Origin of the sequence: Prosthecobacter fluviatilis, from assembly GCF_042655725.1 — a bacterium.
Lineage (GTDB): Bacteria > Verrucomicrobiota > Verrucomicrobiia > Verrucomicrobiales > Verrucomicrobiaceae > Prosthecobacter > Prosthecobacter fluviatilis.
In genome coordinates this window covers 316021-341981 of the sequence record NZ_JBHSMQ010000006.1, presented here as the reverse complement: position 1 = coordinate 341981, position 25961 = coordinate 316021, and the positions used below count along the sequence as shown (strand labels likewise).

Here is a 25961-nt window from a genome sequence, read left to right as displayed (position 1 = left end):
AACCTCCCCTGCCATGTCCGCCACTCTCGCACCAGCCCCCAAAAACACTCCCGCCCCAGTGTCCCCCGACTCCGACTCCCCTGCTCCTTCCGGCCTCGAAATCACCGTGCCTGTGCGCGATGAAAAATCCGCACCCGGCTGGTTCCTGGCCCGCTCCGAAGCGGCCTGGGCTGAATTCCAGGCGCTGCCGATGCCGGGCATCAAGGACGAGAACTGGCGCTACTCCAGCTCGAAGAAAATTGAGCTCGCTGATCACACCCCTGCCGCCGCACCCACGGCTGCAAACACCGCCGCTGCTCTCGCGGCCACAGAGGGCCTCAAGGAACGTGCCGCACGCTTTGTCTTCGTGAACGACGTGCTCGTCGAGTCCGACACCGCAAACCTGCCTGCCGGTGTGGTCTGCGTGACCTTCGCCGAGGCTCTGCGCGATCACAGCGACGTCCTCAAGCAGCACTTCATGCAGCGCGAGATGACGCTCGGCTCCGCCAAGTTTGCAGCGCTGCATCTCGCGCATGTCAAAGCTGGCGTGGTGGTCATCGTCCCCAAGAACGTGGCCATCGAAAAGCCCGTCGAAATTTTCCACTGGGTGGTGGGCGATCACGCCGCCATCTTCCCGCACACGCTCGTGGTCACCGGAGACAACGCCGAAGTCAGCGTGGTGGATCACTACCGCAGCCTCGACGGTGAAGGCGGGCTGAGCATCGCCATTGCCGACCTCGTGGGCGGTCGCGGCAGCAAGATCACCTACGCCGCCTGCCAGGAGCTGGCGGATGACGCGCAGGCGCTGCACCTTTCCAGCATCGTGGCCGGACGTGATGCTGCGGTGAAGAGCTTTCAGGTGCAGCTGGGCGCGAGCTTCAGCCGCAGCGAGAGCGTGAGCGACCTCATCGGAGAAGGCTCCCGCAGCGACATGCTCAGCGTGTCCCTGCCCATCGGCGAGCAGATCGTGGATCAGCGTACGCTGCAGAACCACAAGGCCCCTCATGCCAGCAGCGACCTTCTCTACAAGAACGCCCTCTACGGCAAATCGCGCAGCATCTTCAGCGGCCTCATCACCGTGGATGAAGGCGCACACTACACCGACGCCTACCAGACCTGCCGCAATCTGCTCAACAGCAACGAGGCCGAAGCGACGAGCCTGCCAGGCCTCGAAATCAGTGCTGACCAGGTGAAATGCAGCCATGGCGCCACGAGCGGCCCCATCAGCGACGAAGAACTCTTTTACCTCAAGGCACGTGGCATCAGCGACAGCGAAAGCCGGAAGCTCATCATCGAAGGCTTCCTGGCCGGTGTGATCGAGCGCTTTGGCAACGGCGAACTGCTCGACACGCTGGTCGCCCGCATTGATGAAAAACTGGAGCGTGCCGAGTAAGGCGGGTCCCGGCTCAGACCACGGCAGGAATCACCCCGACGGACAGATCCACCGGGCATTGGGTGACGCTTGGCGTGAGCCGTTCCCACATGTACTGCACGGCCCTTGCCAGCAGACGCACGTCCACACGCGCGTCATGCCGTTTCACCCCCTTGCTGGAGACCCCCACACGGCCGAGCACGGCATCCAGCCCGTGCCCGCCTTTGCCGCCCCAGATTTTGCGGGAAAAATCACGCGAATCCAGAGCGCTTGTCTCACGCACGGGAATGCCGTGGCGTTTGCAGTTTTCGGCGATGAAGCGCATGTCGAAGCGAATGCCGTTGTGCGCAATGAGCGTGGCATTCTCTCCGACAAAGCGGGAGAAATCCATGAGGACATCCACCGGTGAAGGGGCGTCCGCCACCTGCGCCTGCGTGATGCCGGTCAGCTTGGTGATGAAAGAGGGGATGCGGTTCTCGGGCCGGACGTAGCTGTCAAAATATTCCCCCTGGTCCCACCGTCCAGCCGTCACCTTCATCGCCGCGATCTGGATGATCTCGTGTTGAGAAGGGAGGAGGCCGGTGGTTTCGAGATCAAAGATGACAATATTCATGAATGCGGTCGGAACACGCCTTCGCATCCCGCCTCTTTGTTGCGGTCATCAGAGGCCGATTGCAAGCCTTTAAACGTACACCCTTGGAACACGGGTGTTGATGTTGGTCAGTACCTCGTAGGCGATGGTGCCTGCCGCATCTGCCACATCCTGGGCGGTGATGGACTCAGAGCTGTCGCTGCCGATGAGGGTGACGGTATCTCCATTGTAGGCGGTGCCCCACTCCAGATTCACCATGAACTGGTCCATGCACACACGTCCGACAATGGGGTGACGCTGGCCGCGAATGAGCACGGAGCCACGGTTGGAGAGGGCACGAAAATAGCCGTCCCCATAACCGACCGGCACCGTGACCACGCGCACTTGATGGTCGCTGCTCCAGGTGCCACCGTAGCTGATCGGGCTGCCCGGTTGCACCACCTTGAAAAACACGACCTGGGATTTCCAGCTCAGCGCCGGTGTCAGTTGCACCGGGCGCAGCACGTCCTTGGAGGGATACACGCCATAGAGCATGATGCCCGGCCGCACCAGGTCCAGATGACTCTCCGGCAGTTGCAGCACACCGCCGGAATTGGCAATGTGGCGCAGCGGAGTCTGCAATCCGTGTTTGGGATAGAACTCCAGCACCTCAAGAAAACGGGATAGCTGCTCCCTGGCGGCAGAGAGGTCGGAATCGTCCGAGCAGGCAAAATGGGAGTAGATGCCCGCCACCTCCACATTGGAAAATTGCAGGCTGGCCTCCAGCAGCTTCTCAGCGCTGTACCAGTGCACCCCGATGCGCTCCATGCCGGTGTCGATCTTCAAATGCACGCATGCCTTGGTCTTCACCGCCGCAGCCGCCTCGTCGATCTGCCTCAGCTTGTCCACGGATGAGGCGGCCATCATCAGGCCATGCTGGATGAACTGCGGGATCTGCCGCGTGGCCACACCACCAAAGACGAGGATGGGGATGCTGATGCCCGCCTGGCGCAGGACGATGGCCTCCTCCAAAAGGGCCACCCCAAGGCAGGGGGCCCCGTGGTTCATCAGATGCCGCGCCACCTCGACGATGCCGTGGCCGTAGGCATTGGCCTTGACCACCGGCATGACCTGCGCCGTGCCCACATGGGCGCGGATGGCGTCATAGTTCTGCGCGATGGCGCCGAGGCTGACCTCGACGTGGGCTGGGCGGATGGCGTCGGCTGGGTTCAAGTCGGGGACACTCGACTAACCCAGGATCGCTTTCAACTTCGCAGACACATCGGCAAAGGCTTCGTCGCTCAGCGCAGGTGTGGCAGCGGCAGCCAGTGGCAGTCCTTCCTCCGGCAGGGTGATCCAGGAGCGGCAGCCGCCGTAGCTCTTCGCATAGGGGAAGTGCCAGTTCTGCGGCAGCCTGTAGGCACGCACCAGCGCGATGTGCAGGCAGCTCTCGTCGTCATAGACAAAGCGCTCCTTCACCACGTCCTCGTTCCAGATGTGCAGCGGGGCCAGAGCGGCCACCTTGTCCCAGTCCGTGACCTTCCAGACCTGCTCCAGCGTCGCGCAGCCGTCGATGTCCACGCTGGTGCGCTGCTCCTCGGGCGGGAAGTCGCGCTGAGTATTTTCCGGCACCCAGCTGAGCTTTTCGGCCTGATTGTGAAACCAGGTGGGGAAGAGGAAAAACTGGCGGTGCTTCCACTCAAAGCCGCCGCGGCCTTCATGGATGCCGCCCTTGCGGAGAATGATGCTGAGGCGGCCCTGCGCGAGGGCATCGCAGACGAAGGACCATTCTTTGAATCCGGTGGGGGTGGTAAGGTTGGGCATGTGTGCGGATACATCGCCGCTCAGCCCCCCGCAAGTGCTGGCAGAGCGTGGAAAGTGCGGCATGCTGCGCCACGTTTGACTCCTCACATGTCATCCGCCCGCAATCCCACCGGGGCCTGCACCCAAATCAGCCGCCGCCAGCTCCTTTCCGCCGGCGGGCTGGGGATGTTTGGCCTCACGATGCCCCGCTTTCTCCGTGGCCTGGAAAGCCAGGGGGCGGACAAGCTCATCGCGCGCGCCAAGTCGGTGATCTTCTGCTTTCAGTGGGGCGGCCCCAGCCACCTGGAGACTTTTGACATGAAGCCGGACGCGCCCGAGGGCATTCGCGGCTTTCACAAACCCATCAAGTCCAATGCCGACGGCATCTGGGTCTCAGAGAAGCTGCCAAAGACCGCCAGGGTGATGGACAAGGTGACACTGGTCCGCTCCGTGCATCACACGATGAAGAACCACAACAGCGCCGGCTACTACGCTCTGAGCGGCCATGCCCCGCCCAGCGATGACCAGCGGCTGAAGGATTCGCCGGAGCTTTTCCCCGCCTACTCCTCCGTGGTGGACAAGATCGCGCCGCTGAGGGGCGAGATCCCCACGTCGGCCACCTTCCCGTACATCGTGAGCGACGGCTCGGTGACACCGGGCCAACGCGGAAGCTTTCTGGGCAAAGAACACGATCCTTTCATCGTGCTGCGCGACCCAAACGCGGCGGGCTTTGCCCTGCCAGAGCTGAGCCTGCCCAGCGGGGTGAGCTTTGAGCGGCTCAATGCACGCCGCGAGCTGCAGAAGCTCGTGGACTCCCAGGCCCGGTTGCTGGACTACTCCGCCGAGGCACGGGGCATCGAAAGCTACTACGACAAGGCGCTGGCCATGCTGCACAGCGAGAAGCTGCGCGCGGCCTTTGACCTCACCAAGGAGCCCGACAAAGTACGAGACGGCTACGGCCGCACCCCCTATGGCCAGAGCCTGCTGCTGGCACGCCGTCTGGTGGAGGCGGGGGTGAAGTTTGTCACGGTAAACTTTGCCCAGAGCATCGGCGGACAGAGCACCACTGAAGGCGGCTGGGACACGCACGGCTTCAATGACACACGCATGTTCCCCATCATTGAGAAGTACCACCTGCCCATCACCGAGCAGACGCTGCCGACCTTCCTCACGGACCTCGATGAGCGCGGCCTGCTGGACGAGACGCTGGTGGTCTGGATGGGCGAGTTTGGCCGCACGCCCAAGATCAACAAGAACGTCTCACGCGACCACTGGCCGCAGTGCTACACCGCACTGCTGGCAGGCGGCGGTGTGAAGCGCGGCTACGTGCACGGCGCCTCGGACAAAAACGGGGAACACCCTGCGGACAAACCAGTGAAGCCGGATGATCTGGCCGCCACCATGTACCACCTGCTGGGCATCCAGCCAGACACCGAGGTGCGTGATGTGGTGAACCGTCCCGTACCCATCAGCTACGGAAAAGTCATCCAGGAGATCATCTCATGAAAGCACTGCTCACCACCCTCTGCCTTCTGGCCTGCGCCAGTCTCAATGCCAGGGATCTTGGCATGAGTCCTCTCTTTAAACACTACATCGGCAGCTGGAAAGCCGCTGGTGAACTCAAGGGGGAAAACAACACCCTGGAGATCAAGGAGGAATGGACCGGCGCAGCGGAGGGGGACAATTCCTTTGTGATCAAAGGCACCCGCACCATCAACGGCGACACCCAGCCCTTTCAGTGGACCATCACCTACAATGAGGGCGCAGACAGCTACGAAGCGAACCTCACGGGCGCTGACGGCTCCCAAAACATCCATTTCGAAGGCCATGTGTCTGAGGTGAATCTCACGCTCGAGCTCAAGGCCATCACCGGCAGCGGCCAGAGCAGCATCACCATCACAGAAGCGTTCGCAGGCACAGGAGAAGCCAAAGATGTGATCGAGAGCAAGGTGACCTTCACTGGAGATGCAGGCCAGACGACGCTGGAAGGCGTAATCAAGCACGAGAAGGAGAAACAACCGTAGTGAACATCACCAACTGGGACCAGGCGTATCAGGAGAACTTCACCCCGTGGGACAAAGGCCTGCCAGCCCCTCCGCTGGCGGAATGGCTGGAGCACAACACCCTCACAGGCCGCGTGCTCGTGCCCGGCTGCGGCGTGGGCCACGATGTGGCTCATCTGGTGTCGCGCGGCATTGACGCCCACGGGCTCGACATCGCCCCCACGGCTGTGGAGCGGGCCAGGGCGCACTACCCCCAGCTGGCGGAGCGCTTTGTGTGCGCAGATCTGTTTGAGTTTCGCGGTGAATACGATGCCATCGTGGAGCACACCTGCCTCTGCGCGCTGCCGCCCGAGTGGCGGACGAAATACCGGGATGCGGTGGCGGGCCTGCTGAAGCCCGGCGGGCTGTTCGTTGGCGTGTTTTTCATCAATCCGGAAATGGACCCAGGTGAAACAGGGCCGCCGTTTGGCATCGCTCATGACGAGCTCAGCGCCCTGTTTGCCCCTCGCTTTGAAGTCCTGGAAAGCTGCATCCCGGCCAAGGCCTACCCGGGCCGTGAGGGACGTGAGTGCTTTCGCGTGATGCGGCTTACTGCCGCCTGATCTCCCCGGACAAAGGCGACGCAGGGACCATGACCCGCCGGGTGCTGAAATCCTGCGGCACCAGCTCTTTGACCGTACCTGCGATGATGTCTTCAATGCCGGAGGCAAACCGGGTGGGGCGGCCATAATACACCATGGCTCCGCCGCCTTCATAGCCTCCTTCCTCCCAGACCCGCTGAGATGGGATGTAGCAGGGCACATCGTTGGTGTAGCCGTTCACCCAGGTGCGGGCGGGGTCAAACTCACGTTTGAAACGCAGGCTGTAATCCACCACCACTTCCCCCGGGAGATTGATGGTGATCAAGTCGCTGCCATAATTCCATACCTGGATGCTGTATGGCAGCGCAGATGGAATTTTCTCTCCTCGCCCGAGCATGGCGAGATGCTGCCGGGCATGATATGCCGTCCATTTGTTCGGGTCAGCCGCCCGTGCCTGCCATTCCTCCTGCTTGGGCAGCGTGTCGTATGGGAGCATCACCTCGCGCTGGGCACAGTTGAGCGGGCCGTTCAAAGTCTGCATGGGACTGTTGATGAGGCGCACGGTCTCCTTGGCGATGCTGACGCCATGATCCACGGCAAAACGGTTCTCCCTGCGCGGGTAGGGGTTCTGGTCCGCACCACAGCCGACGGCGATGAGGCAGACAGAATCCGGAAAGCGCAATTCGAGTTCTTCGTGTGCCAGACCCGCCCAGTCGCCGTGCAATTCATTGATGCCCAGCGTCGTACAGTGACAGGCGTAGCTGATGTGCGTGGCAATCAGCTTCTGCCCATCAGCAGAACGGACACACAGCACGGGCAGCGCGCGGTCCGTTGGCCCGCTGAAATTTTGCGCATTTTGGAACCCGGCATCTGTTTTGAGCCGGCGGTTGAAGGCGAAATAGACCTTCCCCACATTCCATTCGAGCTTGGCCGGCACCATCTTGTCCAGAGCCCGGGTCACGATGCTGACGATGTGCGCGGTCAAATCCTCCGTGTAGCGCTCGATGTGCTTGGCGTGCTCCGCCGGCAGGTCTTCCCCGAAAAGACAGGTCAGCACACCTTTGAGCATCGGTGCACAGTGCGTATGCGTTGAGTGCAGGGCGAAGCGCTCGTCAGCAAGGGCCCTGCCTCCGGCAGCAAGCCGTTTCAGCACTTCGGCACGGACAGCCCCCGGCACACCGCAGTTGTCGACACAGACAAGCACTGCGGGCTTGTCGCCACGCCACTGCAGGGCCAGGGCATTGGCATGCAGACGCTGCGCGACCTTGGTGGCTTCCTCTGTCCGGCTGCCGTAGCCGCTGAGCCTTACGGGATAGTCGGGAGTGATGTCCACATCCGCCGCACCAGCTTTCCAAGCCACAGCCTGCTCCGCCAGCAGCGGCGAATGAACCAACAGCAAGAATATCGGGAGGATGATTCGTCGCATTTGTCCGATTATGGACAAATACGACGAATGCTGACAAGGCTAATGTGACCCCAGCCTACGAAATGCTAGGCATTTGCATTGGTCCAGTCGATGGCAGCACGGCAGATTTCCCAGAAACTGCCGGGTTCCATGCTGGCACCGCCCACGAGCGCGCCGTCCACATCCTTCTGGCTGATGAGCTCGGCCATGTTGCCGGGCTTCACGCTGCCACCGTACTGAATGCGGATCTTCGCGGCAACGTCTTCGCCAAAGAGTTCTCCGAGCACCTGGCGCGTGAAGGCGTGGGCCTCCTGCGCCTGCTCAGGGCTGGCGGTGCGGCCGGTGCCGATGGCCCAGACGGGCTCATACGCGATCACACAATCCGTGATGCGGCGGGGGCCGACGTCAGCGAGGGATTCACGAAGCTGGCTGCCGAGCACCTGCTCGATCTGGCCGTTGTCGCGCTCAGCGAGGGTTTCACCGATGCAAAGGATCGGGTGCAGACGTGCCTCGAGAGCCGCGAGCACCTTGGCGTTCACAATGGCGTTGGTTTCGCCATAGAGGCTGCGGCGCTCACTGTGGCCGAGGATGACGTGCCTGCAGCCGCACTCTTTGATCATACGTGCGCTGATCTCTCCGGTGAAGGCACCGGCAGGCTGGGCGCTCATGTTCTGGGCGGCCAGTTCGACGCTCTGCTCACGGGCGTTGATGAGCACATCCTGGGCTTTGGCCAGGCTCACAAAGGGTGGAGCCACGACGATCTGCACCGGCACCTTGTCGGGCACGAGACGGGCAAAGGAGCGGAGGAAGTCATCCGTCTCCTGGGGTGTCATGTGCATTTTCCAGTTGGCGGCGATGATGGGTTTGCGGAAGTGGACGAAGGCCATAAGGGGAGGGTTGCAGTTGTTTACAATGGTTGTCGGTGTTGACAGTGATTGGGCAAACAATTGTCAACCATCGTCAACAACCGTAAACCACCGTCAACGGTTTGAGTTACTTGTCTTTCAGGCAGGCGACGCCGGGGAGGACTTTGCCTTCGAGGAGCTCGAGGGAGGCACCGCCGCCGGTGGAGATAAAGGTCATTTTGTCGCCAAGCTTGGCCTTTTTGACCGCCTTCACGCTATCGCCACCACCGATGATGGTCTTGGCGCTGGAGTTGGCAGCCACGGCTGCGGCCACGTCAAAGGTGCCCTTCGAGCTGTCCTTGATCTCAAAAACGCCCATCGGGCCGTTCCAGATGACCGTCTTGGCCTTGGCGATTTCTTCGGAGAAGAGCTTCACGGACTCAGGGCCGATGTCCACACCTTCCCAGCCGTCCGGGATGCTTTCGCCAGCAGCGGTAAACTTGAGGTTGCCCAGCTTTTTGGTGTCGAAGTCAAAGGAGTCGGTGATCATGGCATCCACCGGGATGAGGATTTTCACGCCACGCTCCTTGGCCTTGTCCAGTGCGGCCTGCGCGATGGGCTCCCACTCCGGCTTGTAAAGGCTCTTTCCGATCGAGATGCCCTCCACGATCTTGCGGAAGGTGTACGCCATGCCACCGCCGATGATGATGGTGTCTGCCTTTTCGAGCAGGCGGTTGATGACGCCGATCTTGTCGTTCACCTTGGCACCGCCGAGGATCACCACAAAGGGGCGCTCGGGGTTTTCGAGTTCATCGTGCAGCCAGGTCAGCTCCTTCTCCATAAGCAGGCCGGAGACTGCTGGCAGGTAGTCGGCAATGCCGGCTGTGGAGCTGTGCGCACGGTGCGCGGAGCCGAAGGCGTCGTTCACAAAGATTTCGGCCAGCTCGGCCATGCCCTTGGCCAGGGCGGCGTCGTTTTTCTCTTCGCCAGCATGGAATCGGGTGTTTTCCAGAAGGAGCACATCGCCATTGCCCAGCGCCAGGGCCTTGGCCTTGGCTTCTTCGCCGATGCAGTCGCTGGCGAAGGCCACAGGCTTGCCGATCAGGGCGCTCAGAGCCGGAGCCACCGGAGCCAGGCTCTGCTTGGGGTCACGCTGGCCCTTGGGACGGCCCAGGTGGCTCGCGAGGATGATTTTAGCGCCTTTTTCGATCAGAAAATTGAGCGTGGGCAGAGTCTCCTGGATGCGCGTTGCGTCGGTGATGACCATCTGGCCGTCCTTCTCTTCGAGCGGCACGTTGAAATCTACGCGCACAAAAACGCGTTTTCCGGCGAGGTCGAGGTCACGAATGGTCTGCTTGGGCATGGTGTTTTTTAATGTGGGGTAAACAGGCCGCAAGGCGGCGGGGGCGTGATTCCTAGCACAGAGCGTGCTCGGTGCGCATGCAATTTTTTGCAGACAGGAACTGCGGGATCGGCGAAATGCCTATCGCTCATTCAAGTCCAGCCGGTGAATTTCCAGAGGAAGCTCCTGCTCCAGGAACTCGATCAGGCTTTTCACCCGCTGCGGCAGGTGCTCGTGCGCCGAATGGGCAATCTGGAGGTCGATGGGGGCCAGATGCCAGTCCGGGAGCAGTTGTACCAGGCGCCCCGCAGTGATGTCCCGGGCTGCCATCCACTCCGGCAAAATCGTGAATCCGGCACCCTCGATCGCGGCTTCTCTCAGAGCTGTCACGGTATCCAGCAGCATGACCGGGCTCAGCTTGAGCTTCTTGACCTGTCGGGACCGCTCCAGCTCCACACGGTCTCTGGAATAGAAATGCGGCTGCAAAATGCCCAGCCACGGCAGATCGTTCAGGTCATCCGGCCGGATGGGCAGACTGTGATATTTGAGCAGGGAGGGAGCCGCCACCAGCCTGCGATGCAGCTTGGCGATCTTGCGGATCGTCACCCTGCGGTCCGTCGGAGCCCCCACCATGATGCCGCAGTCAAAGCCCTCCTTGATGAACTTGGTGGGCCTGTTGATGAGATGCAGTTCGGTCGTGACATCCGGGTGCTGTCTCTGAAAGCGGGAGAGCACGCGCGAGACGATCCACTGCCCCACATCCACCACGGAGACCATGCGCAGGTGCCCGCGCAGGGCACGGCGCTCCGCACGCAGCCGGCTGCCCAGACGGTCTGCCACGGTGAGAAGCTCCCGGGCATCTGCCAGCACGATGCTCCCCGCGTCCGTCAGCCTCATCGTGCGCGTGTCCCGCCGGATCAGCGGAGCGCCAATCTGAGCCTCAAGGGATGCAAGATGCCTGCTCAGCGTGGGCTGAGCCACCCCCAGAACTCTGGCGGCACGCGAGATGCCGCCCGAGTCGGCAATCTGCACAAATTCACGCAAAAGGTGGAGGTCGTTCAAGCTGCTCATGCATTTACTGTATAAGTGATATGTCGATTATGCACTATTTAAGCTGTCGCATTGTTCGTAACTCTGATCATGGCGCGCGCATCGTTCTTTTCCGTCCCCCTTCTTCCAGCTCTGCGGCAGGCCCTTGTCGGCCTGCTCGTCCTGAGTTCCATGACCGCCTGCAAACGCAGCAGCACGGCCACCGCCGGCCCGCCACAGACAGCGGTCCCTGAAGTGACCGTGGCCAGGCCGGTCGCCAAGCGGCTGATGGACTGGGACGAATTCACCGGCCGCCTGACAGCACGCAAACGCGTTGAGGTTCACGCCCGGGTCTCGGGTTATGTGACCAAGGTCAGCTTCAAGGAAGGTGCCGAAGTCAAGGCCGGAGACCTGCTCTTCACCATCGATCCTCGCCCTTACCAGGCCATCGTTGAACGCGCCGAGGCCATGCTCTCCCAGGCAAAATCTGCGGCAGAAGTGGCCAGCGTGGAAGCACGAAACGCCACCGCACTGCGTCAGGGGCAGGCTATTTCTGTGGAAGAGTCCGAACGCCGTCTGAAAAGCGCCACCGGTGAAATGGCGGGCGTGCGCGGCGCTGAGGCAGCCCTGCGCGCCGCCAAGCTGGATCTCGAATTCACCGAAATTCATGCCCCCATCAGTGGTCGCATCAGCGATGCCCGTGTGACTGAGGGCAACCTCGTCAGCGGTGGCAACCAGGGGGCCACCCTGCTGACCACCATCGTCGAGCTGGACCCCATTTACTGCGAGATCGAGGCCGATGAGCGTTCCGTGCTCAAATACCGCGAAATGCACAAGACCGGCGAGCGCACGAGCGCCATGTTCGCCCGCATTCCCGCCCAGATGGAACTGCTGAACCAGGATGGCTGGCCCAACCACGGCGAAATCGATTTCGTGGACAACCAGATCAATCCCGCCACCGGCACCATCCGCGCCCGCGCGGTCTTTCCCAACGCTGACCGTCTGATGTCCCCCGGCTTCTTCGCACGCGTGCGCATCCCCGGCAGCGGCGAATACGACGGCCTGCTCATCCGTGACTCCGCCGTGGGAGACGACCAGGGCAGCAGTTTTGTGTGGGTGCTGGATGCCGAGGACAAGGCTGTTTACAAGCCCGTCACCCTCGGCCCGCTTCTGGATGGCATGCGCGTCATCCGCAAAGGTCTGGCAGCGGACGACCGCGTGGTGGTGCTGGGCCTCATGAGCGTGCGCAACGGCGCCAAGGTGAAGCCCACACTGACAGACATGCAGCCAGCGGCGGAAGCCACCAAATAACATCGACATGAATTTCGCCCGCTTCTTTGTGGACCGGCCCATCTTTGCGGCCGTGCTGAGCATCGTCATCACCCTGCTGGGCGTGCTGGCCTACCTGGCGCTGCCCATCGCGCAGTATCCCGAGGTCATCCCGCCCACCGTCGTGGTCTCGGCCACCTATCCTGGCGCAGATGCGCGCACGCTGGCGGAAACCGTCTCCACACCGCTGGAGCAGGAGATCAACGGCGTGGAAAACATGCTCTACCTCTCCTCATCATCCACCAGCGATGGCAAGGTGCAGATCACCGTGACTTTCCGCCTCGGTTCGGATTTGAATGAGGCCCAGGTGCTGGTGCAAAACCGTGTGAACGCCGCCGTCTCACGCCTGCCTGAAGAGGTCCGCCGTCTGGGGGTGAACGTCAACAAGCGCTCGCCTGACCTCACACTGGCCGCGCAGTTCTACAGCCCCGACGGTTCGCGTGAAGTCTCGTATCTCAGCAACTACGTCACACTCCAGGTGCAAAACGAGATCGCCCGCATTCCGGGCGTCGCCGAGGCCTCCTCCCTCGGAGGTCTGGACTACTCCATGCGCATCTGGCTCGACCCTGAAAAAGTGGCCAGCCTTGGCCTCACAGCGGGTGACGTCGTCCGTGCCATCCGTGAGCAAAACGTGCAGGTGGCCGCAGGCTCGCTCGGCCAGCCGCCTGCCTCCAAGGACTCGCAGTTTCAATACACCCTCACCGCTCCGGGCCGCCTGAAGAAGGCCGAGGAGTTTGGCGACATCGTGCTCAAGACCGGAGAACAGGGCGACGTCGTGCGTCTGGCCAACGTGGCACGCATTGAGCTCGGCTCCCGCGACTACTCCAGCCGCACCTACATGGACGGCTACAACGCCGTCTCGCTGCGCGTTTTCCAGCTGCCCGGCAGCAATGCCATCGAAACCGCCGACGCCGTCTACAGGCGCCTCAAGCAGCTCAAGGAGCGCTTCCCTCCAGGAGTCGATTACGTCATCAATTACGACACCACCAAGTTTGTGCGCGCCTCGATTGAGTCCGTGCTTCACACCCTCATGGAGGCGGTGCTTCTCGTGGTGTTCGTCGTCATCATCTTCCTGCAAAACTGGCGCGCCTCCATCATCCCGCTGCTCGCCGTTCCGGTCTCCCTCATCGGCACCCTCGCCGTGATGCAGTGGATGGGCTTCTCGCTGAACAACCTCTCGCTGTTCGGGCTCGTGCTCGCCATCGGCATCGTGGTGGACGACGCCATCGTGGTGGTGGAAAACGTCGAGCGAAACATCGCACTCGGACTGAGCCCGCGTGAGGCCTCGGTGCGTGCGATGAATGAGGTGAGCGGCGCTGTCATCGCCGTGGCCCTGGTGCTCTGCGCGGTGTTCGTTCCCACGGCTTTCATCAGCGGCATCACCGGCCAGTTCTACCGTCAGTTCGCGCTGACCATCGCGGTGTCCACCGTGATTTCCGCCTTCAATTCCCTGACGCTCAGCCCCGCCCTCTGCGCCCTGCTGCTGCAGCCGCACGGTGTGAAGCAGGACTGGTTCAGCCGCATGCTGAACTTCCTCCTGGGCTGGTTCTTCAGCGCCTTCAACCGCGTGTTCCAGTTTGGCTCCGACCTTTATGCCTCTCTCGTCGGCAAACTCATCCGTCTGGCCGTGCTGGTGCTCATCGGTTACGGCGGGCTCATCGGCCTTGCCGGCAAGCTTTTCAAAGACGTCCCCGCAGGCTTCATCCCCTCCCAGGACATGGGCTACGCCATCGTGCTGGTGCAGCTGCCTGACGCCGCGTCCTTTGAACGCACCGACACCATTGTGCGCCGCATGGATGCCATGGCACGCGAAATCCCCGGAGTGGCACACACCTTCGCCATCTCCGGCTACTCCTCCGTCCTGCAGGCCAACCAGCCCAACGTCGGCGCGGCCTTCCTTGTCTTTGACGAATTTTCCAAACGCCAGTCTCCCGAGCTGAAGGGAGACGGCCTTCTGGCAGTCATCCGCAAAAAATTCTCCACCATCCAGGAAGGCCGTGTGCTGGTTCTTCCACCACCACCCCTCCGTGGCCTGGGCAATGCCGGTGGCTTCAAAATCCAGGTCCAGGACCTCAACAACGCCGGCCTGCCAGCACTGGAGGCCGCCACGCAGAAGCTGCTGGCCGCCGCCCAGCAGGAGCCGGGGCTGATCTCCCTCATCACCGGCTTCCGTGCCCGCACGCCCCAGTTCAAGCTGGAGATCAACCGCGCACAGGCCAAGACCATGGGCGTCTCCCTGGCCGACCTCAATGAGGCGCTGCAGATCTACCTCGGCTCCGTTTACGTCAACGACTTCAACCTTTTCGGCCGCACCTACCAGGTCACCGCTCAGGCAGAAGCCCAATACCGCAAAGACCCCGCCGATGTGAGCCGCATCAAAATCCGCAACCAGGCAGGCGAGATGGTGCCGCTGGCAGCACTGGTGAAAGTGGTTAAAACCGGCGGGGCTGACCGCGTGCAGCGCTACAATCTTTACTACTCCGCAGACATCAACGGCAACACCCTTCCCGGCATCAGCTCCGGCCAGATGATCGAGAAAATCGAGCGCCTCGCCAAGGAACACCTGCCGGTCGGGTTTGCCATCGAGTGGACGGACCTCACCTACCAGCAGATCCTGGCGGGAGACACCCTCATCTACATCTTCCCCCTTTGCGTCATCTTCGTTTTCCTGGTGCTCTCCGCACAGTATGAGAGCTGGAGCCTGCCCATGGCCATCATCCTCATCGTCCCGATGTGCCTTCTCTCCGCCATCGGCGGCGTGTGGCTCCGTGCGCAGGACAACAACATCTTCACCCAGATCGGCCTGGTGGTGCTCGTCGGCCTCGCGGCCAAAAACGCCATCCTCATCGTGGAATTCGCCAAGCAGCTGCAGGACACCGGCATGGACCGCGTGAAGGCGGCCGTGGAGGCCTGCCGGCTCCGCCTTCGTCCCATCCTCATGACCAGCTTTGCCTTCATCCTCGGCGTGCTCCCGCTCGTGCTGGCCACGGGCGCCGGCGCGGAAATGCGTCAGGCTCTTGGCACGGCGGTGTTCTTTGGCATGATCGGCGTCACCATCTTCGGCCTTCTTTTCACCCCGGTGTTTTATGTCATCATCCGCGCCTTCGTGGAACGCCGCGAACACCGCCTCCAGTCAGCCGCCCCCGCCCCTGTGATTCATGAAGCCCACTAATCCGCTCCTCCTCGTCGCCTGCCTGGTTTCCAGCTGCAATGTGGGGCCGAAGTTTGTCAAACCGCAGCCCAAAATGCCCGCGGACTATGCCTCCCGCAACACGCAGGAGCAGCAGTCACACGAAGTGGACGCAGCCTGGTGGCGCAAGCTCAATGACAGCACTTTGAACGAACTGGTGGCCCAGGCCGAGACGCAGAACAAGGACATCGCCGCCGCCCGCGCACGTCTGCTGGAGGCCCGTGCCCTGTGGCGCGAGTCCCGCTTCAACTACGCCCCCACCGTCACTCTGGGCTCCACCTATGAAAACACCCGCAACGGTGCCACTTCCTTCTCCGGCCTGCGCACTCGCGACTTCGAGCTCTACCGCACCGGCTTCGATGCAGACTGGGAGCTCGACTTCTTTGGCCGCATCCGCAACTCCGTCAAAGCCGCCAAGGCGAACTCCGGCGCCATGGACACCAATCTGCAGGACCTCCTCATCTCCCTCCAGTCCGAAGTCGCCAGCAACTACATGGAACTCCGCGGCGCCCAGGCCCAGTTGAGAGTGGCCAATGAAAACGCCAGCAACCAGCGCGACGCCCTCCACATCGCGGAGGCCTCTCTCAAAGGAGGCCGCGGTACGCAGCTCGATGTCGCACGGGCCAATGCCCTCTGGAATGCCACCCTGGCGCAGATTCCCACCTACCAGGAAAACATCGCCAGATCGATTCACCGCATCGCCGTGCTCTGTGGTCAAAACCCCTCGGAGCTGCGCGGAAAACTTCAGGTCAGCAAAAAACAGCCCTCCGTCCCCAGCCGCATCGGCATCGTCAAGCCTGCCGATCTGCTGCGCAGACGGCCGGACATCCGCACCGCCGAAAACATTCTGGCGGCGGAAACGGCACGCATCGGAGTCGCCGTGGCAGATCTGTTTCCCCGCGTCACCTTCAACGGGCGCATTGGCTTTGAGTCCTCCACCCTGTCCTACATGACCAACCAGCCCAACGCTGACGGCTACAGCTTCGGGCCGCGCATCACCTGGGCGGCTTTCAATCTTGGCCGGGTCAGGCAGCAGATCGCCGCCGCCGGAAAGCGGGCAGACGCAGCGCTCGCACGCTATGAGCAGACCGTCCTGCTCGCGCTCGAAGAGGCTGAGAACGCACTCACCGTGTATGATCGTGAGCGCCTCCGGCTGCACCACCTCGAAGCCTCCGCCGCCTCCGCACGCGAAGCCGCCACCCTTGCTCGCAAACGCTACCAGGATGGCATCGCCGACTTCCTGACGGTTCTCGACGCAGAGCGTATGGCTCTGGGAGCTCAGAATGACATCGTCGTCAGTCGCACCCGCGTCGCCACGGCTTGGGTCACGATCTACAAGGCGATGGGCGGCGGCTGGAACGGCTAGCTGCGCCGCCTGGCAAAAACCCGGCACGCGGGCACGCTTTCACACGCGTGCCTCGACGGCAGATTCCCCCCCGGCTTGCCCAGCAGACACATCACGGACCGACCATCAGGAGCTGCCCCTCGCTTTTGGGCACGCCGCCTTTTTTCTCGACACTGAGAGCAAACTTGGCCTCGCCAGTCACCGGTTCCACAGGCCTGAAGCTGACTTTCGCTGACCCTTTGGCATCGATGCTCACCACTCCGGCGCTGACCGGAGCCGGCTTGCTGGGGTCCACCACCCACAGCTGGTAATCTTTGTCAGACTCCACTTTGGGCATCTTTTCGAGCACGATCACCCCCTGGCTGCGCTTTTGGTCCCAGACCACAAGCATTTCGCTCCGGCGGTATTCCCACACTTTGCTCTGCAGCGTGGCGATCTGAAGCTGCGACTGCTGCTCCTGCTCCTTCAAAGTCTTCACTTCAGCGGTGAGCTGGGCGATCTGCCCCTTCGCTTCGGACTCCCGCTTGTTCAAAGATTCGATCTCCAGCGCCAGCGCCCTTTTCTGCGCCTCAAATTCATCGCGCCGTTTTTTGAGCTCTTCTTCCAGCGTACGCGTCTTGCCGTCGTCCACGACAGGGACGGTCTGGTTCACAGGCGCAATGGCGCGCGAGGCTGCTGCAAGCTGCTGGGTCAGGCCAGAACGCTCCTGCCACAGCCACACAGAAGTCACGGCAAAGCTGGCGGCGATGGCCCAGCCGATGCCTCCCACAATCACACCGGGTGAAAGCCCGGCGCCCTTGACCCCGGTGGCACGCATCTTGGCACGGATGCGCTTCTTCATGTCCGCAGGCGGCTCCACCGGCTTGATCAGAGTGCCCATGTCCGCCGCTGCCTGCTCCAGCTCCCAGGCCAGCGCGCGCAGCTCCTTGTCACGTGCCACGGCACCGTCCAGAGAGCGCTTTTCGTCATTCTCCAGCATGCCGAGAGCATTCATGGCAGCCAGTTCTTCAAATCGTTCCTGTTCCATCATGCCCCTCCTTTCAAAAGATCGCGCAGGCGCATCAGCCCGCGGCGGATGTTGGTCTTCACAGTGCCGAGCGGGAGCCCCAGCGATTCGGCGATCACATGGTGTGTGAGCCCCTTCAGGAAGGCAAATTCGATCAGCTGGCGCTGCTCCGTAGGCAGCTCGCTCAGGGCCGCGTGCACCACCACGCCACGCTCACGGGCCTGCACATCCTCGTCAGCCCCGGCTTGGGCGGGTGCACCCAGCGTCGTTTGTTCCAGCAGCGCACTGTCCACCAGGCGGTTGCGCCGGCCCAGCATGCGCATGCGGTCGATCGCTTTGTGCCGGAACAGCATCACCGCCCAGGTGAAGGCTTTGCTGCGCTCCGCATCAAAGGTGGAGGCACGCTCCCACAGCAGCACAAACCCGTCCTGCAGCACATCTTCGGCTTCACGTTCATCGTGCAGCATCTGGCGCAGAAGGCCAAAAAGCCGCGGAGCCATGCGGTCATAGAGCTGGTCAAATGCACGTGAATCCCCACGTCCAGCACGCTGGAGCAGGTCTTCATCGCTAAGTTCTGGCTGGCTCATGTGGGGTTTGGTCGCAGTTCGTGCCGAAAAAGCCTCGATGCGCGGATTCCATGCCAGAGCTAATGCGATCACACAAGTTTTTGCGTCATCAAAGGCGGCCTGGATTCAAAAAAAATCACTTTATGTCCACCAGGCGGCAGCTTCGGGTGAAGAGCAGGGCGGATTCTACCTGCTCCAGCTTCAGCCCGGTCAGCCGCACCAGAGCCTGGCGGTAAAGCATGATCTGCGGGCGGTACCCCGCCACTTTTTCGGCCAAAGCCTCGTCGTCAGCCACCTCATCCGTTTTAAAGTCGATCAGACGCACCGAATCACGCTGGACTACGACCCGGTCAAACACGCCGCTGATCCAGCTCCCCTCGTGAATGAGGTCAAAAGGGCGCTCCCTCCACGCCTCGGCGCCTTCACAGGGCCTGACAAACGCCGCCCGCGCAGCCGCCGACTGCAGCACCCCACGGACCATGGACAGCGCGGCCGCCTCAATCGCCTCACCACGCAGCAGTCCGGAGGCCTGCCAGCGTGACTCCAGCACCGGCAGGCTGTCAGTCTCGGCATCCCACCACTCGACGTGAGCCAGCAGTTCATGCACCAGATTGCCCAGCTTCCGGCCAGGCTCCCGCCCGGCGCTGAAGAGCATGCTGCCTTTCACCTGAAAAGCTTCTTCACCAGAAGGCGTCACGCGCTTGGCCAGCGGCTGAAATTCCCGCAGCAGCTCGCCGAGCGGACGCGAAACCACAGGCACCTCCGCCACCGCGGGGGCCACGCCAGGAGACTCGGCATACCATTGCGCATCCCCCGTCTGCCATTCCACCTCATAGTCCCCGCAGGCCTCGCCAGCCCCCGCCACGCCCAGCATGCGGCGTAAAAACTGCGCCTCCCTCATCGAGGGCTCCTTGGACTTCGGCGGCGGCTCGGCCACGAGATACAGGCCGCGTTTGGCCCGTGTCATCGCCACATACAGGCGGCACAGCGACTCAAAACCCGAACGCTGCTTCGAGGTCTCCAGCTCCTGGTTCAAAGCTTCGTGCAACGGTGCAAAAATTCGCGGCGGCTCCTGCAGCACCCAGGAGATGCCCTGCGCATCCCGGTCCACGATCAGCGAGCGCCGCCGCACATGATCCATGGCATCTCCGTTCAAATCTGGCAGGATGACCACATCAAACTCCAGTCCCTTGGCCTTGTGCACCGTCATCACCTGCACAGCACACGCCGCCCCCCGCACCTGCACCGGCATTTCACGCACATGCTGCAGAAACGCATCGATGTCACGCGAGCCGCCGGCATCAAATTCAGCGGCCATTTCACCAAACTGGCGCAGCCGTAGCTCGTGAAAGGCATCAATCTCCGGCAGCAGGGTGCGCACATGCCGGGTCCAGGCCTCCGTGAAGCCGACAAACCCACGCTCAAAAACACACTCCCTCACCTGATGACAGGCAAGCGGCCAGCCCTGCCCCGGCTGCTCGATCTGCGACCACAGGGGCGTCATTCTCAGATGCTCCAATGCCAGCGCATCCCCCGGATGCGCCGCCAGTTGCAGCAGCGAGAGCAGCGCAAGCGTCACCGCATTGTCCGTAGCGGGATGGATTTGCGATTCGCACACCACCTCCATGCCCGTCGTCGCACGCAGTTCTTCGGCCACGGCGCTGGCGCTCTTGTTGCCGCGCACCAGCACCGCGCACGTCAGCCCGCGCTCCAGAGGACGGATCTCATTGAGCAGGGCTGCCACCGTGGGCGTCGTGGATGGATTGCGCCTGCCATCCTCGCTGGGCACGCTCAGCAGGGCTGCATAGCCGCCAAGCCGCTGATTTCGCTCGGCAGGCACATGGTTTTTAAAGGCAAAGCCGGCGGTGCAGCCCGGAAGCACCGCTTCGATCGCCGCCGCACTGGCAAAGACCGCATTCACCGCATCCAGCACCGCCGGGGCACTGCGGAAGGACTGGCTCAGCGTCTGGGGCTCCAGCCCGTCCTGGCCCTGGTGCGGCCACTCCTTCAGCACATCATCAAACAGCCCGGGCTCAGCCTGCCGCCAGAGGTAGATGGACTGCTTGGGGTCCCCCACAGCGTAGAAACTGCGCCTGCCGGACTCATCCTGCATCACCTCGTCCACCAAGCCCCGCACCACGTTCCACTGCACGCGGCTCGTGTCTTGAAACTCGTCAAACAGCCAGTGGTCATGGCGGCCGTCCAGGCGGAACCACAGATCTCCGCTCTCACCGTCCGCCCACTCCGAGCCATCGTTCGCAGCCGCCGCCAGGAGCCTTTGGACATCGGCAAAAGACAGCCTGCCCCGCGCGCGCACCCGCCGTGCATATTCGGCCTCATACAGTGCCATCAGAGCCGCCATGCCCTGGGTGCGCTGCACACGGCAGGTCAGCTCCTGGTCCAAAATCTCCCTGGCGACTCTCACCCAGGCACGCGCGGTCTCCCCGCTGAGTTCAGATTTTTTGCCACGCCCCCAGGCGATTTCGGCCCGGCCGGATTTGAGGTCCTGCCAGACCGCTGTCGTCTTGTCCAAAAAATACTTCACCCGCGTGGGTAGCGTCGCCCCCGGCTCCAAGGCCGAGGCTTCAGCCACCAATTCGTCAAAAAATCTCGCTCCCTCATCGGTTCGCGGGACGAAGCGGTCCCTGAGTTCGCCGAGGGCCGCCGTGAGACTGCCGGCACGCGCCTGCCCCACCCCCGGCAGCCTTCCCCAGGGGGCCCCATCTCCGCTGTCCAGCCAGGTGCTGTGATGGTCATTGATCCACGCCTCCAGGCTGCCCGCTGCACTGCGCTCCTCAATGCCAAAGGTGGCCTGCTTGAACCCCTCGAGCAGCGCGCGTCCTGCCTGCTCATCCCGCGAGGAATGAATGCGCTCAAGAAGCGCATCCAGCGCCTCCTGCCGGGCTTGGGCGGCTTCATTTTCGGCCATCACACTGGCGCCTAGGGGGAGGCCCAGTTCCAAAGGAAAACAGGCGGTGATGCCCGCAAAGAAACTGTCCATCGTGCCCAGGCGCAGGCGGTGGAGCTGCTGGGTCACCTTGCGCAAAAGCAGCACAAACTCCGGCCACTCCTCCGGCAAGGGCGCCATCCCCGCAAAGTAGTGCTCTGGCAGCTCCCCGTGGCGTGACAGCACCGAGAGCCGCTGCAGGATGCGCTGGAAAAACTCCCCTGCCGCCTTTCGCGTGAAGGTCATCGCCGCAATCCCCTGCGGTGACTGCCCGAGCACGAGCAGATGCAGATGCCGCCGCACCAGCTGGTAGGTTTTCCCGGAACCGGCGGAGGCGGAGACGAGGATGTGGCGGAGGCGGTTCACGTGCCCGGGATGCAAGCCCACGCGCCACCACATGTCCAGCACTCTCACGCCTCCACCCAGCGCCGGATCCAAGGCAGCGCCAGCACGACGGCGACAATCACCGATGCTCCAAGGTAAAAGCCGGCGCTCATATGCTCCGCCTGCCCAAACACCAGCGCCGCCAGCAGGATGCCGTATACAGGCTCCATGTTGTAAACCACGTTGACCGTGAAGACGCTGACACGGCGCAGCACATCCATAAAGCCCGCATAGGCCGCCACAGTGCACACCAGGGCAAGCACCCCGAGCCATAGCGCGGATGCGGCATCCGGCATTGTCGGCATGAAACCACCTTCGAGGAAGGGGCGTGAAAGCAATGCAGCGATGCAGGCACCCCCCATCTGATAAAGGCCGATGACGCTCCAGTCGGTGTCCCGGGCCACCTGCTGCTTGCTCAGGGTGGCAAAAAAGGCGGCCAGCACCGCAGCGGCAATCGCCACGGAAAAGCCGAGCCAGTGGCGGAACTCCACCTGATAGATAAACCAGACGGCCCCGACCATGACCGCACCCACCAGAAGCTCGGCCAGCCGCCAGCGCCTGGAGCCGTCTATGAGGGGCTCGATCAGGGAGCACCACAGCATGGCCGTAGGCATCGCCGCCAGGCAGACTGAAGCCGTGGCCAGCCGGGCAGACCAGAAAAACAAAACCCAGTGCAATCCCAGAATAACCCCCACACCCAGCATGGCCAAACCTCTGCGGTAACTCACCCAAAATGAACACCTTCGAAATCGGGTCAGCACCGCAAAACAAATCACGGCGAGCGCCGTGCGCCAAAACACGACATCCACAGGAGGCAGGACGATGAGCTTGCCTAAAATCGCCGTCAGTCCCCAGGCCAGCACCACGAGATGCAGCTGGATGTAATTGCGCACATTGGAACGGGACATGCTTTGTGACGGAACTGTTGCTCTGGCCGCTACACGTTTGAAGCGCCTCTTTTTAGGGCTTCATACAAGGACGAAACCTCCTCTTTGGCCATCATTTCATCTCATGACTGCAAAAATTGGCAGGAACCCCCATAGAACTTACGCCTTGACGTGGGGCAGTGCGGAAGCAGTAATGCAGGCTTGTCATGCTCCAGTCTGGGCGTGTCCTGCCGCCCGGTCATCCTCCTGTTTGTCTTATCTGCTCTGCCTATGAATTACGGAACTCCCTCCATGTCTCGCCTGACACTTTTTTCTGTAGCGGCCATCGCTTTGATGATGTTCCCAACACAGCAGGCACGGGCGCAAGCAGTGCTCCCCTCGGCACCGGTGGCAAAAAAGATCGTGCAGGATGTCCAGATCGTCCTCAAAGGCGCGGTGAAGCTGGACGAGAACCGCATTCGCAGCCAGCTCTCCACCCGTGTCGGACAGCCCTTCAGCAATGAAGCGGTGGAACGTGACATCCGCGCCCTCTACAGCACCGGCGCGGTGGAAAATCTGGACATCAACGCCGTGGATGTGCCGGGCGGCGTCAAGGTCATCGTCGAAATCGTCGGCCGCGGTGGCATTGCAGAAATCAATTTCATCGGCAACACCGCCATCGACAACAGCAGGCTGCGCAAGGACATCGCAGTCAAGGTGGGTGACCCGGTGGATGACATCAAGCTCTCGGCTGCACAGCAGAAGATCGTCGAGATGTATGAGAAGAAGGGCTTCTCCGACGTGATCGCCAGCTATGACATCACCCCCTCCGCCCGCGAGGGTTTCTCCACGGTGACCTTCAAGATCGACGAAGGCGCACGCGGCATCATCCATGACATCCGCTTTGAAGGCAACACGGCCATCAAGTCCCGCGTGCTGCGTGGCAAGATCAAATCCCAGGAGCATCACATCTGGAACCTCTGGGGCAAAAAGGGCAAGCTCAGCAACCAGGACCTGCAGGAAGACATCAAGAAGATCGAGCAGGCTTTCCAGGACGAGGGCTACGTTTACGCCAAGGTCACCGAAGTGCGGCGTGAACCGGTCTCATCCAAGCAGATGGACCTGGTGTATGTGATCAATGAAGGCGCCAAGTATGACGTCTCCGGCGTCAAGATCTCCGGCAACACCATTTTCACCACGGAAGTGCTCATGCAGGGCATCAAAACGGAGCCCGGATTTCCGTATGTCGGCAGCTTCATCAAGGCAGATGAAAAGATGGTGCAGGACTACTATGGCTCACGCGGCTATGCAGACGCCCGTGTGGAGACCAGCATCCTGGAAACTGGCGCAGGACAGGTCGCCGTGGCCTACAACATCACGGAAGGCACCAAGTCCTACATCAGCAAGGTGAACATCTCCGGCAACTCGGTCACGAAGGATGAAGTCATCCGCCGGGAACTGCCCTTCGCCCCCGGAGAGGAGCTCAACACCGTCAAAATCGAGGCGGGCAAGAACCGCCTGCAGAACCTGAACTACTTCAGCTCTGTGGACATGCGGAACACGCCCACGACCGCCCCCGGCTACAAGGACGTGGACATCAATGTGCAGGAACAGTCCACCGGTACGGTGAACTTCGGCGCAGGTTTCAGCTCCATCGACAGCATCACGGGATTCATCCAGGTGACCCAGACGAACTTTGACATTCGTGACTGGAAGGACTTCCGCGGGGGTGGCCAGCGCTTCAACGCCAACATCCGTGCGGGTGCGCTCCGTCGTGACGTCACCATCAGCTGGACGGAGCCGTGGTTCCTGGGACGCGAACTGGCCCTCACGGTCGAAGCGTTCTATCATAACCTCTACTACCTCTCCAACTTCTTCAACCAGACCAACGTCGGTGTTTCATCAGGCTTGCGCAAGCGGCTCGGAGAACACTCCTACATTGAAAGTACCTACACCCTTCAGCAGGTCAGAATTGACAGCATTGCCAGCGGTGCCTCGGCCCTCATTGCCCAGGAAGCAGGGTCCTACATCCAGAGCAAGATCGACACGAACTTCGTGCATGACACCCGCGACAGCGTCTTCATCACACGCAGTGGCCACAAGATCGAAGCGGGCATCCTGCTTTCCGGTCTTGGAGGTGACGTCCCCGTTTACGGCGGCAACATCGGCGGTCAGCAGTATTTCAACCTGCCTGGAGACACCATCCTCAGTTTTGAAGGAATGTTCCGCGTGGTCAACAGCTGGAACAACAAGCGGGTGCCCATCTTTGAGCGCCAGTTCCTCGGTGGCGCCAACAACCTGAGAGGTTTCACCTACCGTCATGCAGGCCCCAAAGATGCAACCGGTGAGCCTATCGGTGGTCTGACTTCCATTTACGCTTCCAGCGAGTTTTCCGTTCCGGTCCACATCACAGCCAACACTGAAAAATCGCCTCGCGTGGTGTTCTTCGGCGACGTCGGCACCATTTCCGGAGCCAGCGGCGCCACCACCGGCAATGGGTCGATCTACTCCGATGCCGGCATCGGCCTGCGCCTCTTCCTCCCTGTGGGTCCGATCCGCGTTGATTACGCCGTTCCGATCTCCAAGGACGCCACCTCAGGCTCGGGTCGCTTCCAGTTCAACATGGGCTACAAATTCTAGCCGCCTGTTGCCCTGTCTGTCCTCTCTGACGTCTTTTCATCTCTTCCAATCTCGTTCAACCTCCCAAAACTTATGATTCGCAGCGCGTTCATCGCCCTTATTCTCGCCACCGTCACCACTCTCCAGGCCGCCGATCTCAAAATCGGTGTGATCGACATGTCCAAAGTCTTCCAGGAGTACCACAAGACCAAAACCGCGGCGGACAAGTACAAGACTAATTATGAAAAGGCAGCTCAGGAAATGACTGAGTTCCAGAACACCTACAAGAACCTGACCGCCGAGGCCCAGAAGCTTCAGAAGATGGCGCAGGATCCCATCATCACTCCGGAACAGCGTGCCAAGTACGGCGCAGAGCTGGGTGAAAAGGTGAAAGAAATCCGTGCCCTGGAAATGGAAATGCAGGAATTTGCAGACCGCCGCCAGCAGCAGCTCAAGCAGGAGGACATGCAGATCCGCAAAGGCCTCTATGAGGAGATCCTTGTCGTCGTCCGCGCCCGCTCCAAAGAAGACGCCTACGACTTCGTCTTCGACAAGACCGGCGTCAGCCTCTCCACCGTGCCGATCATCCTGCACGTCCGGGAAGGTGCCGCAACCGACCTCACCGACCAGCTCATCGTTGAGTTGAACAAAAACGCACCGCCTCCAGGAGCCGAGCCCAAGAAGGAAGACGCCGCCGCTCCGGCAACCAAGGCAGCGGAGCCCAAAAAATAAGCCAGCGGCTGTCAGTTTCCCAAAGGCACGCCGCTAGCAACAGCGAC

Annotated in this window: 20 protein-coding genes; 9 read left to right on the top strand and 11 right to left on the bottom strand. The window is 61.7% G+C overall.

The genetic code is table 11. From position 1 onward, the window contains the following. Window positions 1-13: 13 nt before the first annotated feature. Window positions 14-1372, top strand: a complete 1359-nt coding sequence (gene sufD / locus ACFQDI_RS17630) for a Fe-S cluster assembly protein SufD (protein ID WP_377169189.1) — start codon at window positions 14-16, stop codon at window positions 1370-1372. 13 nt (window positions 1373-1385) lie between these two features. Here sufD and ACFQDI_RS17625 read toward each other — a convergent pair whose 3' ends face one another. From ACFQDI_RS17625 to ACFQDI_RS17615, 3 genes are all read right to left on the bottom strand, one after another. Continuing rightward, entirely contained in the window at window positions 1386-1964 is a 579-nt protein-coding gene (locus tag ACFQDI_RS17625; RefSeq protein ID WP_377169187.1) for a 3'-5' exonuclease, read from the bottom strand. Window positions 1965-2033: 69 nt separating this feature from the next. After that, entirely contained in the window at window positions 2034-3155 is a 1122-nt protein-coding gene (gene alr / locus ACFQDI_RS17620; protein WP_377169185.1) for an alanine racemase, read from the bottom strand. Window positions 3156-3170: 15 nt separating this feature from the next. Next, entirely contained in the window at window positions 3171-3746 is a 576-nt protein-coding gene (locus ACFQDI_RS17615; protein ID WP_377169183.1) for a DUF1802 family protein, read from the bottom strand. Window positions 3747-3833: 87 nt separating this feature from the next. Here ACFQDI_RS17615 and ACFQDI_RS17610 point away from each other — a divergent pair, with 87 nt between their 5' ends. From ACFQDI_RS17610 to ACFQDI_RS17600, 3 genes are read left to right on the top strand one after another with little or no spacing between them, the layout of a single operon-like run. Continuing rightward, window positions 3834-5231 carry a DUF1501 domain-containing protein gene (locus tag ACFQDI_RS17610; protein ID WP_377169181.1) on the top strand — a complete coding sequence of 466 codons (1398 nt, stop codon included), beginning with the start codon at window positions 3834-3836 and terminating at the stop codon, window positions 5229-5231. Continuing rightward, window positions 5228-5749, top strand: coding sequence for a hypothetical protein (locus ACFQDI_RS17605; RefSeq protein WP_377169179.1), 522 nt, complete (start codon window positions 5228-5230; stop codon window positions 5747-5749). Before ACFQDI_RS17610 ends, ACFQDI_RS17605 begins: the two co-directional genes overlap by 4 nt. Further along, on the top strand, window positions 5749-6330 hold the full coding sequence (locus ACFQDI_RS17600; RefSeq protein WP_377169176.1) for a methyltransferase domain-containing protein: 582 nt from the start codon (window positions 5749-5751) through the stop codon (window positions 6328-6330). The genes ACFQDI_RS17605 and ACFQDI_RS17600 overlap by 1 nt, the downstream gene beginning before the upstream one ends. On the opposite strand, the gene ACFQDI_RS17595 is transcribed toward ACFQDI_RS17600, so the two are convergent. The 4 genes from ACFQDI_RS17595 to ACFQDI_RS17580 all read right to left on the bottom strand — a co-directional run bounded on the left by ACFQDI_RS17595 (window position 6317) and on the right by ACFQDI_RS17580 (window position 10972). Then, window positions 6317-7708: a neutral/alkaline non-lysosomal ceramidase N-terminal domain-containing protein gene (locus tag ACFQDI_RS17595; protein WP_377169174.1), complete on the bottom strand. Its 1392-nt coding sequence runs from the start codon at window positions 7706-7708 to the stop codon at window positions 6317-6319. The two genes, ACFQDI_RS17600 and ACFQDI_RS17595, sit on opposite strands and share 14 nt — an antisense overlap. 92 nt (window positions 7709-7800) lie before the next feature. Next, window positions 7801-8601, bottom strand: coding sequence for a triose-phosphate isomerase (tpiA, locus tag ACFQDI_RS17590; RefSeq protein ID WP_377169172.1), 801 nt, complete (start codon window positions 8599-8601; stop codon window positions 7801-7803). 106 nt (window positions 8602-8707) lie between these two features. Then, window positions 8708-9922 carry a phosphoglycerate kinase gene (locus ACFQDI_RS17585; RefSeq protein WP_377169170.1) on the bottom strand — a complete coding sequence of 405 codons (1215 nt, stop codon included), beginning with the start codon at window positions 9920-9922 and terminating at the stop codon, window positions 8708-8710. 120 nt (window positions 9923-10042) lie between these two features. Beyond that, a complete protein-coding gene (locus ACFQDI_RS17580; RefSeq protein WP_377169168.1) occupies window positions 10043-10972 on the bottom strand; it encodes a LysR family transcriptional regulator in 930 nt (309 codons plus the stop codon). Window positions 10973-11041: 69 nt separating this feature from the next. On the opposite strand from ACFQDI_RS17580, the gene ACFQDI_RS17575 reads away from it, so the two are divergent. From ACFQDI_RS17575 to ACFQDI_RS17565, 3 genes are read left to right on the top strand one after another with little or no spacing between them, the layout of a single operon-like run. Then, on the top strand, window positions 11042-12241 hold the full coding sequence (locus ACFQDI_RS17575; RefSeq protein WP_377169166.1) for an efflux RND transporter periplasmic adaptor subunit: 1200 nt from the start codon (window positions 11042-11044) through the stop codon (window positions 12239-12241). A 7-nt stretch (window positions 12242-12248) separates the two neighbouring features. Then, entirely contained in the window at window positions 12249-15431 is a 3183-nt protein-coding gene (locus ACFQDI_RS17570; protein WP_377169164.1) for an efflux RND transporter permease subunit, read from the top strand. Continuing rightward, a complete protein-coding gene (locus tag ACFQDI_RS17565) occupies window positions 15418-16815 on the top strand; it encodes an efflux transporter outer membrane subunit (protein ID WP_377169162.1) in 1398 nt (465 codons plus the stop codon). Before ACFQDI_RS17570 ends, ACFQDI_RS17565 begins: the two co-directional genes overlap by 14 nt. A 91-nt stretch (window positions 16816-16906) precedes the next feature. Here ACFQDI_RS17565 and ACFQDI_RS17560 read toward each other — a convergent pair whose 3' ends face one another. The 4 genes from ACFQDI_RS17560 to ACFQDI_RS17545 form a co-directional block, all read right to left on the bottom strand. Then, window positions 16907-17824 (bottom strand): anti-sigma factor, encoded by a 918-nt coding sequence (locus tag ACFQDI_RS17560; protein ID WP_377169160.1) that lies wholly within the window; start codon window positions 17822-17824, stop codon window positions 16907-16909. Further along, on the bottom strand, window positions 17821-18387 hold the full coding sequence (locus ACFQDI_RS17555) for an RNA polymerase sigma factor (protein WP_377169158.1): 567 nt from the start codon (window positions 18385-18387) through the stop codon (window positions 17821-17823). Before ACFQDI_RS17555 ends, ACFQDI_RS17560 begins: the two co-directional genes overlap by 4 nt. A 115-nt stretch (window positions 18388-18502) precedes the next feature. Next, the gene (locus ACFQDI_RS17550) at window positions 18503-21679 is read right to left on the bottom strand and encodes a UvrD-helicase domain-containing protein (protein WP_377169156.1); all 3177 of its coding nucleotides are present in this window, start codon (window positions 21677-21679) and stop codon (window positions 18503-18505) included. A 44-nt stretch (window positions 21680-21723) separates the two neighbouring features. Continuing rightward, entirely contained in the window at window positions 21724-22605 is an 882-nt protein-coding gene (locus ACFQDI_RS17545; protein WP_377169154.1) for a DMT family transporter, read from the bottom strand. A 270-nt stretch (window positions 22606-22875) separates the two neighbouring features. Here ACFQDI_RS17545 and bamA point away from each other — a divergent pair, with 270 nt between their 5' ends. Together bamA and ACFQDI_RS17535 are read left to right on the top strand one after the other, a co-directional pair. After that, window positions 22876-25203: an outer membrane protein assembly factor BamA gene (gene bamA / locus ACFQDI_RS17540; protein WP_377169152.1), complete on the top strand. Its 2328-nt coding sequence runs from the start codon at window positions 22876-22878 to the stop codon at window positions 25201-25203. A gap of 72 nt (window positions 25204-25275) precedes the next feature. Next, entirely contained in the window at window positions 25276-25914 is a 639-nt protein-coding gene (locus ACFQDI_RS17535) for an OmpH/Skp family outer membrane protein (protein ID WP_377169150.1), read from the top strand. Window positions 25915-25961: the final 47 nt, after the last annotated feature.

Coding starts and splice junctions, on each gene's coding strand:
- sufD (WP_377169189.1), top strand. CDS start 14: ATGTCCGCCACTCTCGCACCAGCCCCCAAAAACACTCCCGCCCCAGTG.
- ACFQDI_RS17625 (WP_377169187.1), bottom strand. CDS start 1,964: ATGAATATTGTCATCTTTGATCTCGAAACCACCGGCCTCCTCCCTTCT.
- ACFQDI_RS17615 (WP_377169183.1), bottom strand. CDS start 3,746: ATGCCCAACCTTACCACCCCCACCGGATTCAAAGAATGGTCCTTCGTC.
- ACFQDI_RS17610 (WP_377169181.1), top strand. CDS start 3,834: ATGTCATCCGCCCGCAATCCCACCGGGGCCTGCACCCAAATCAGCCGC.
- ACFQDI_RS17605 (WP_377169179.1), top strand. CDS start 5,228: ATGAAAGCACTGCTCACCACCCTCTGCCTTCTGGCCTGCGCCAGTCTC.
- tpiA (WP_377169172.1), bottom strand. CDS start 8,601: ATGGCCTTCGTCCACTTCCGCAAACCCATCATCGCCGCCAACTGGAAA.
- ACFQDI_RS17585 (WP_377169170.1), bottom strand. CDS start 9,922: ATGCCCAAGCAGACCATTCGTGACCTCGACCTCGCCGGAAAACGCGTT.
- ACFQDI_RS17580 (WP_377169168.1), bottom strand. CDS start 10,972: ATGAGCAGCTTGAACGACCTCCACCTTTTGCGTGAATTTGTGCAGATT.
- ACFQDI_RS17575 (WP_377169166.1), top strand. CDS start 11,042: ATGGCGCGCGCATCGTTCTTTTCCGTCCCCCTTCTTCCAGCTCTGCGG.
- ACFQDI_RS17570 (WP_377169164.1), top strand. CDS start 12,249: ATGAATTTCGCCCGCTTCTTTGTGGACCGGCCCATCTTTGCGGCCGTG.
- ACFQDI_RS17565 (WP_377169162.1), top strand. CDS start 15,418: ATGAAGCCCACTAATCCGCTCCTCCTCGTCGCCTGCCTGGTTTCCAGC.
- ACFQDI_RS17560 (WP_377169160.1), bottom strand. CDS start 17,824: ATGATGGAACAGGAACGATTTGAAGAACTGGCTGCCATGAATGCTCTC.
- ACFQDI_RS17555 (WP_377169158.1), bottom strand. CDS start 18,387: ATGAGCCAGCCAGAACTTAGCGATGAAGACCTGCTCCAGCGTGCTGGA.
- ACFQDI_RS17545 (WP_377169154.1), bottom strand. CDS start 22,605: ATGTCCCGTTCCAATGTGCGCAATTACATCCAGCTGCATCTCGTGGTG.
- bamA (WP_377169152.1), top strand. CDS start 22,876: ATGTCTCGCCTGACACTTTTTTCTGTAGCGGCCATCGCTTTGATGATG.
- ACFQDI_RS17535 (WP_377169150.1), top strand. CDS start 25,276: ATGATTCGCAGCGCGTTCATCGCCCTTATTCTCGCCACCGTCACCACT.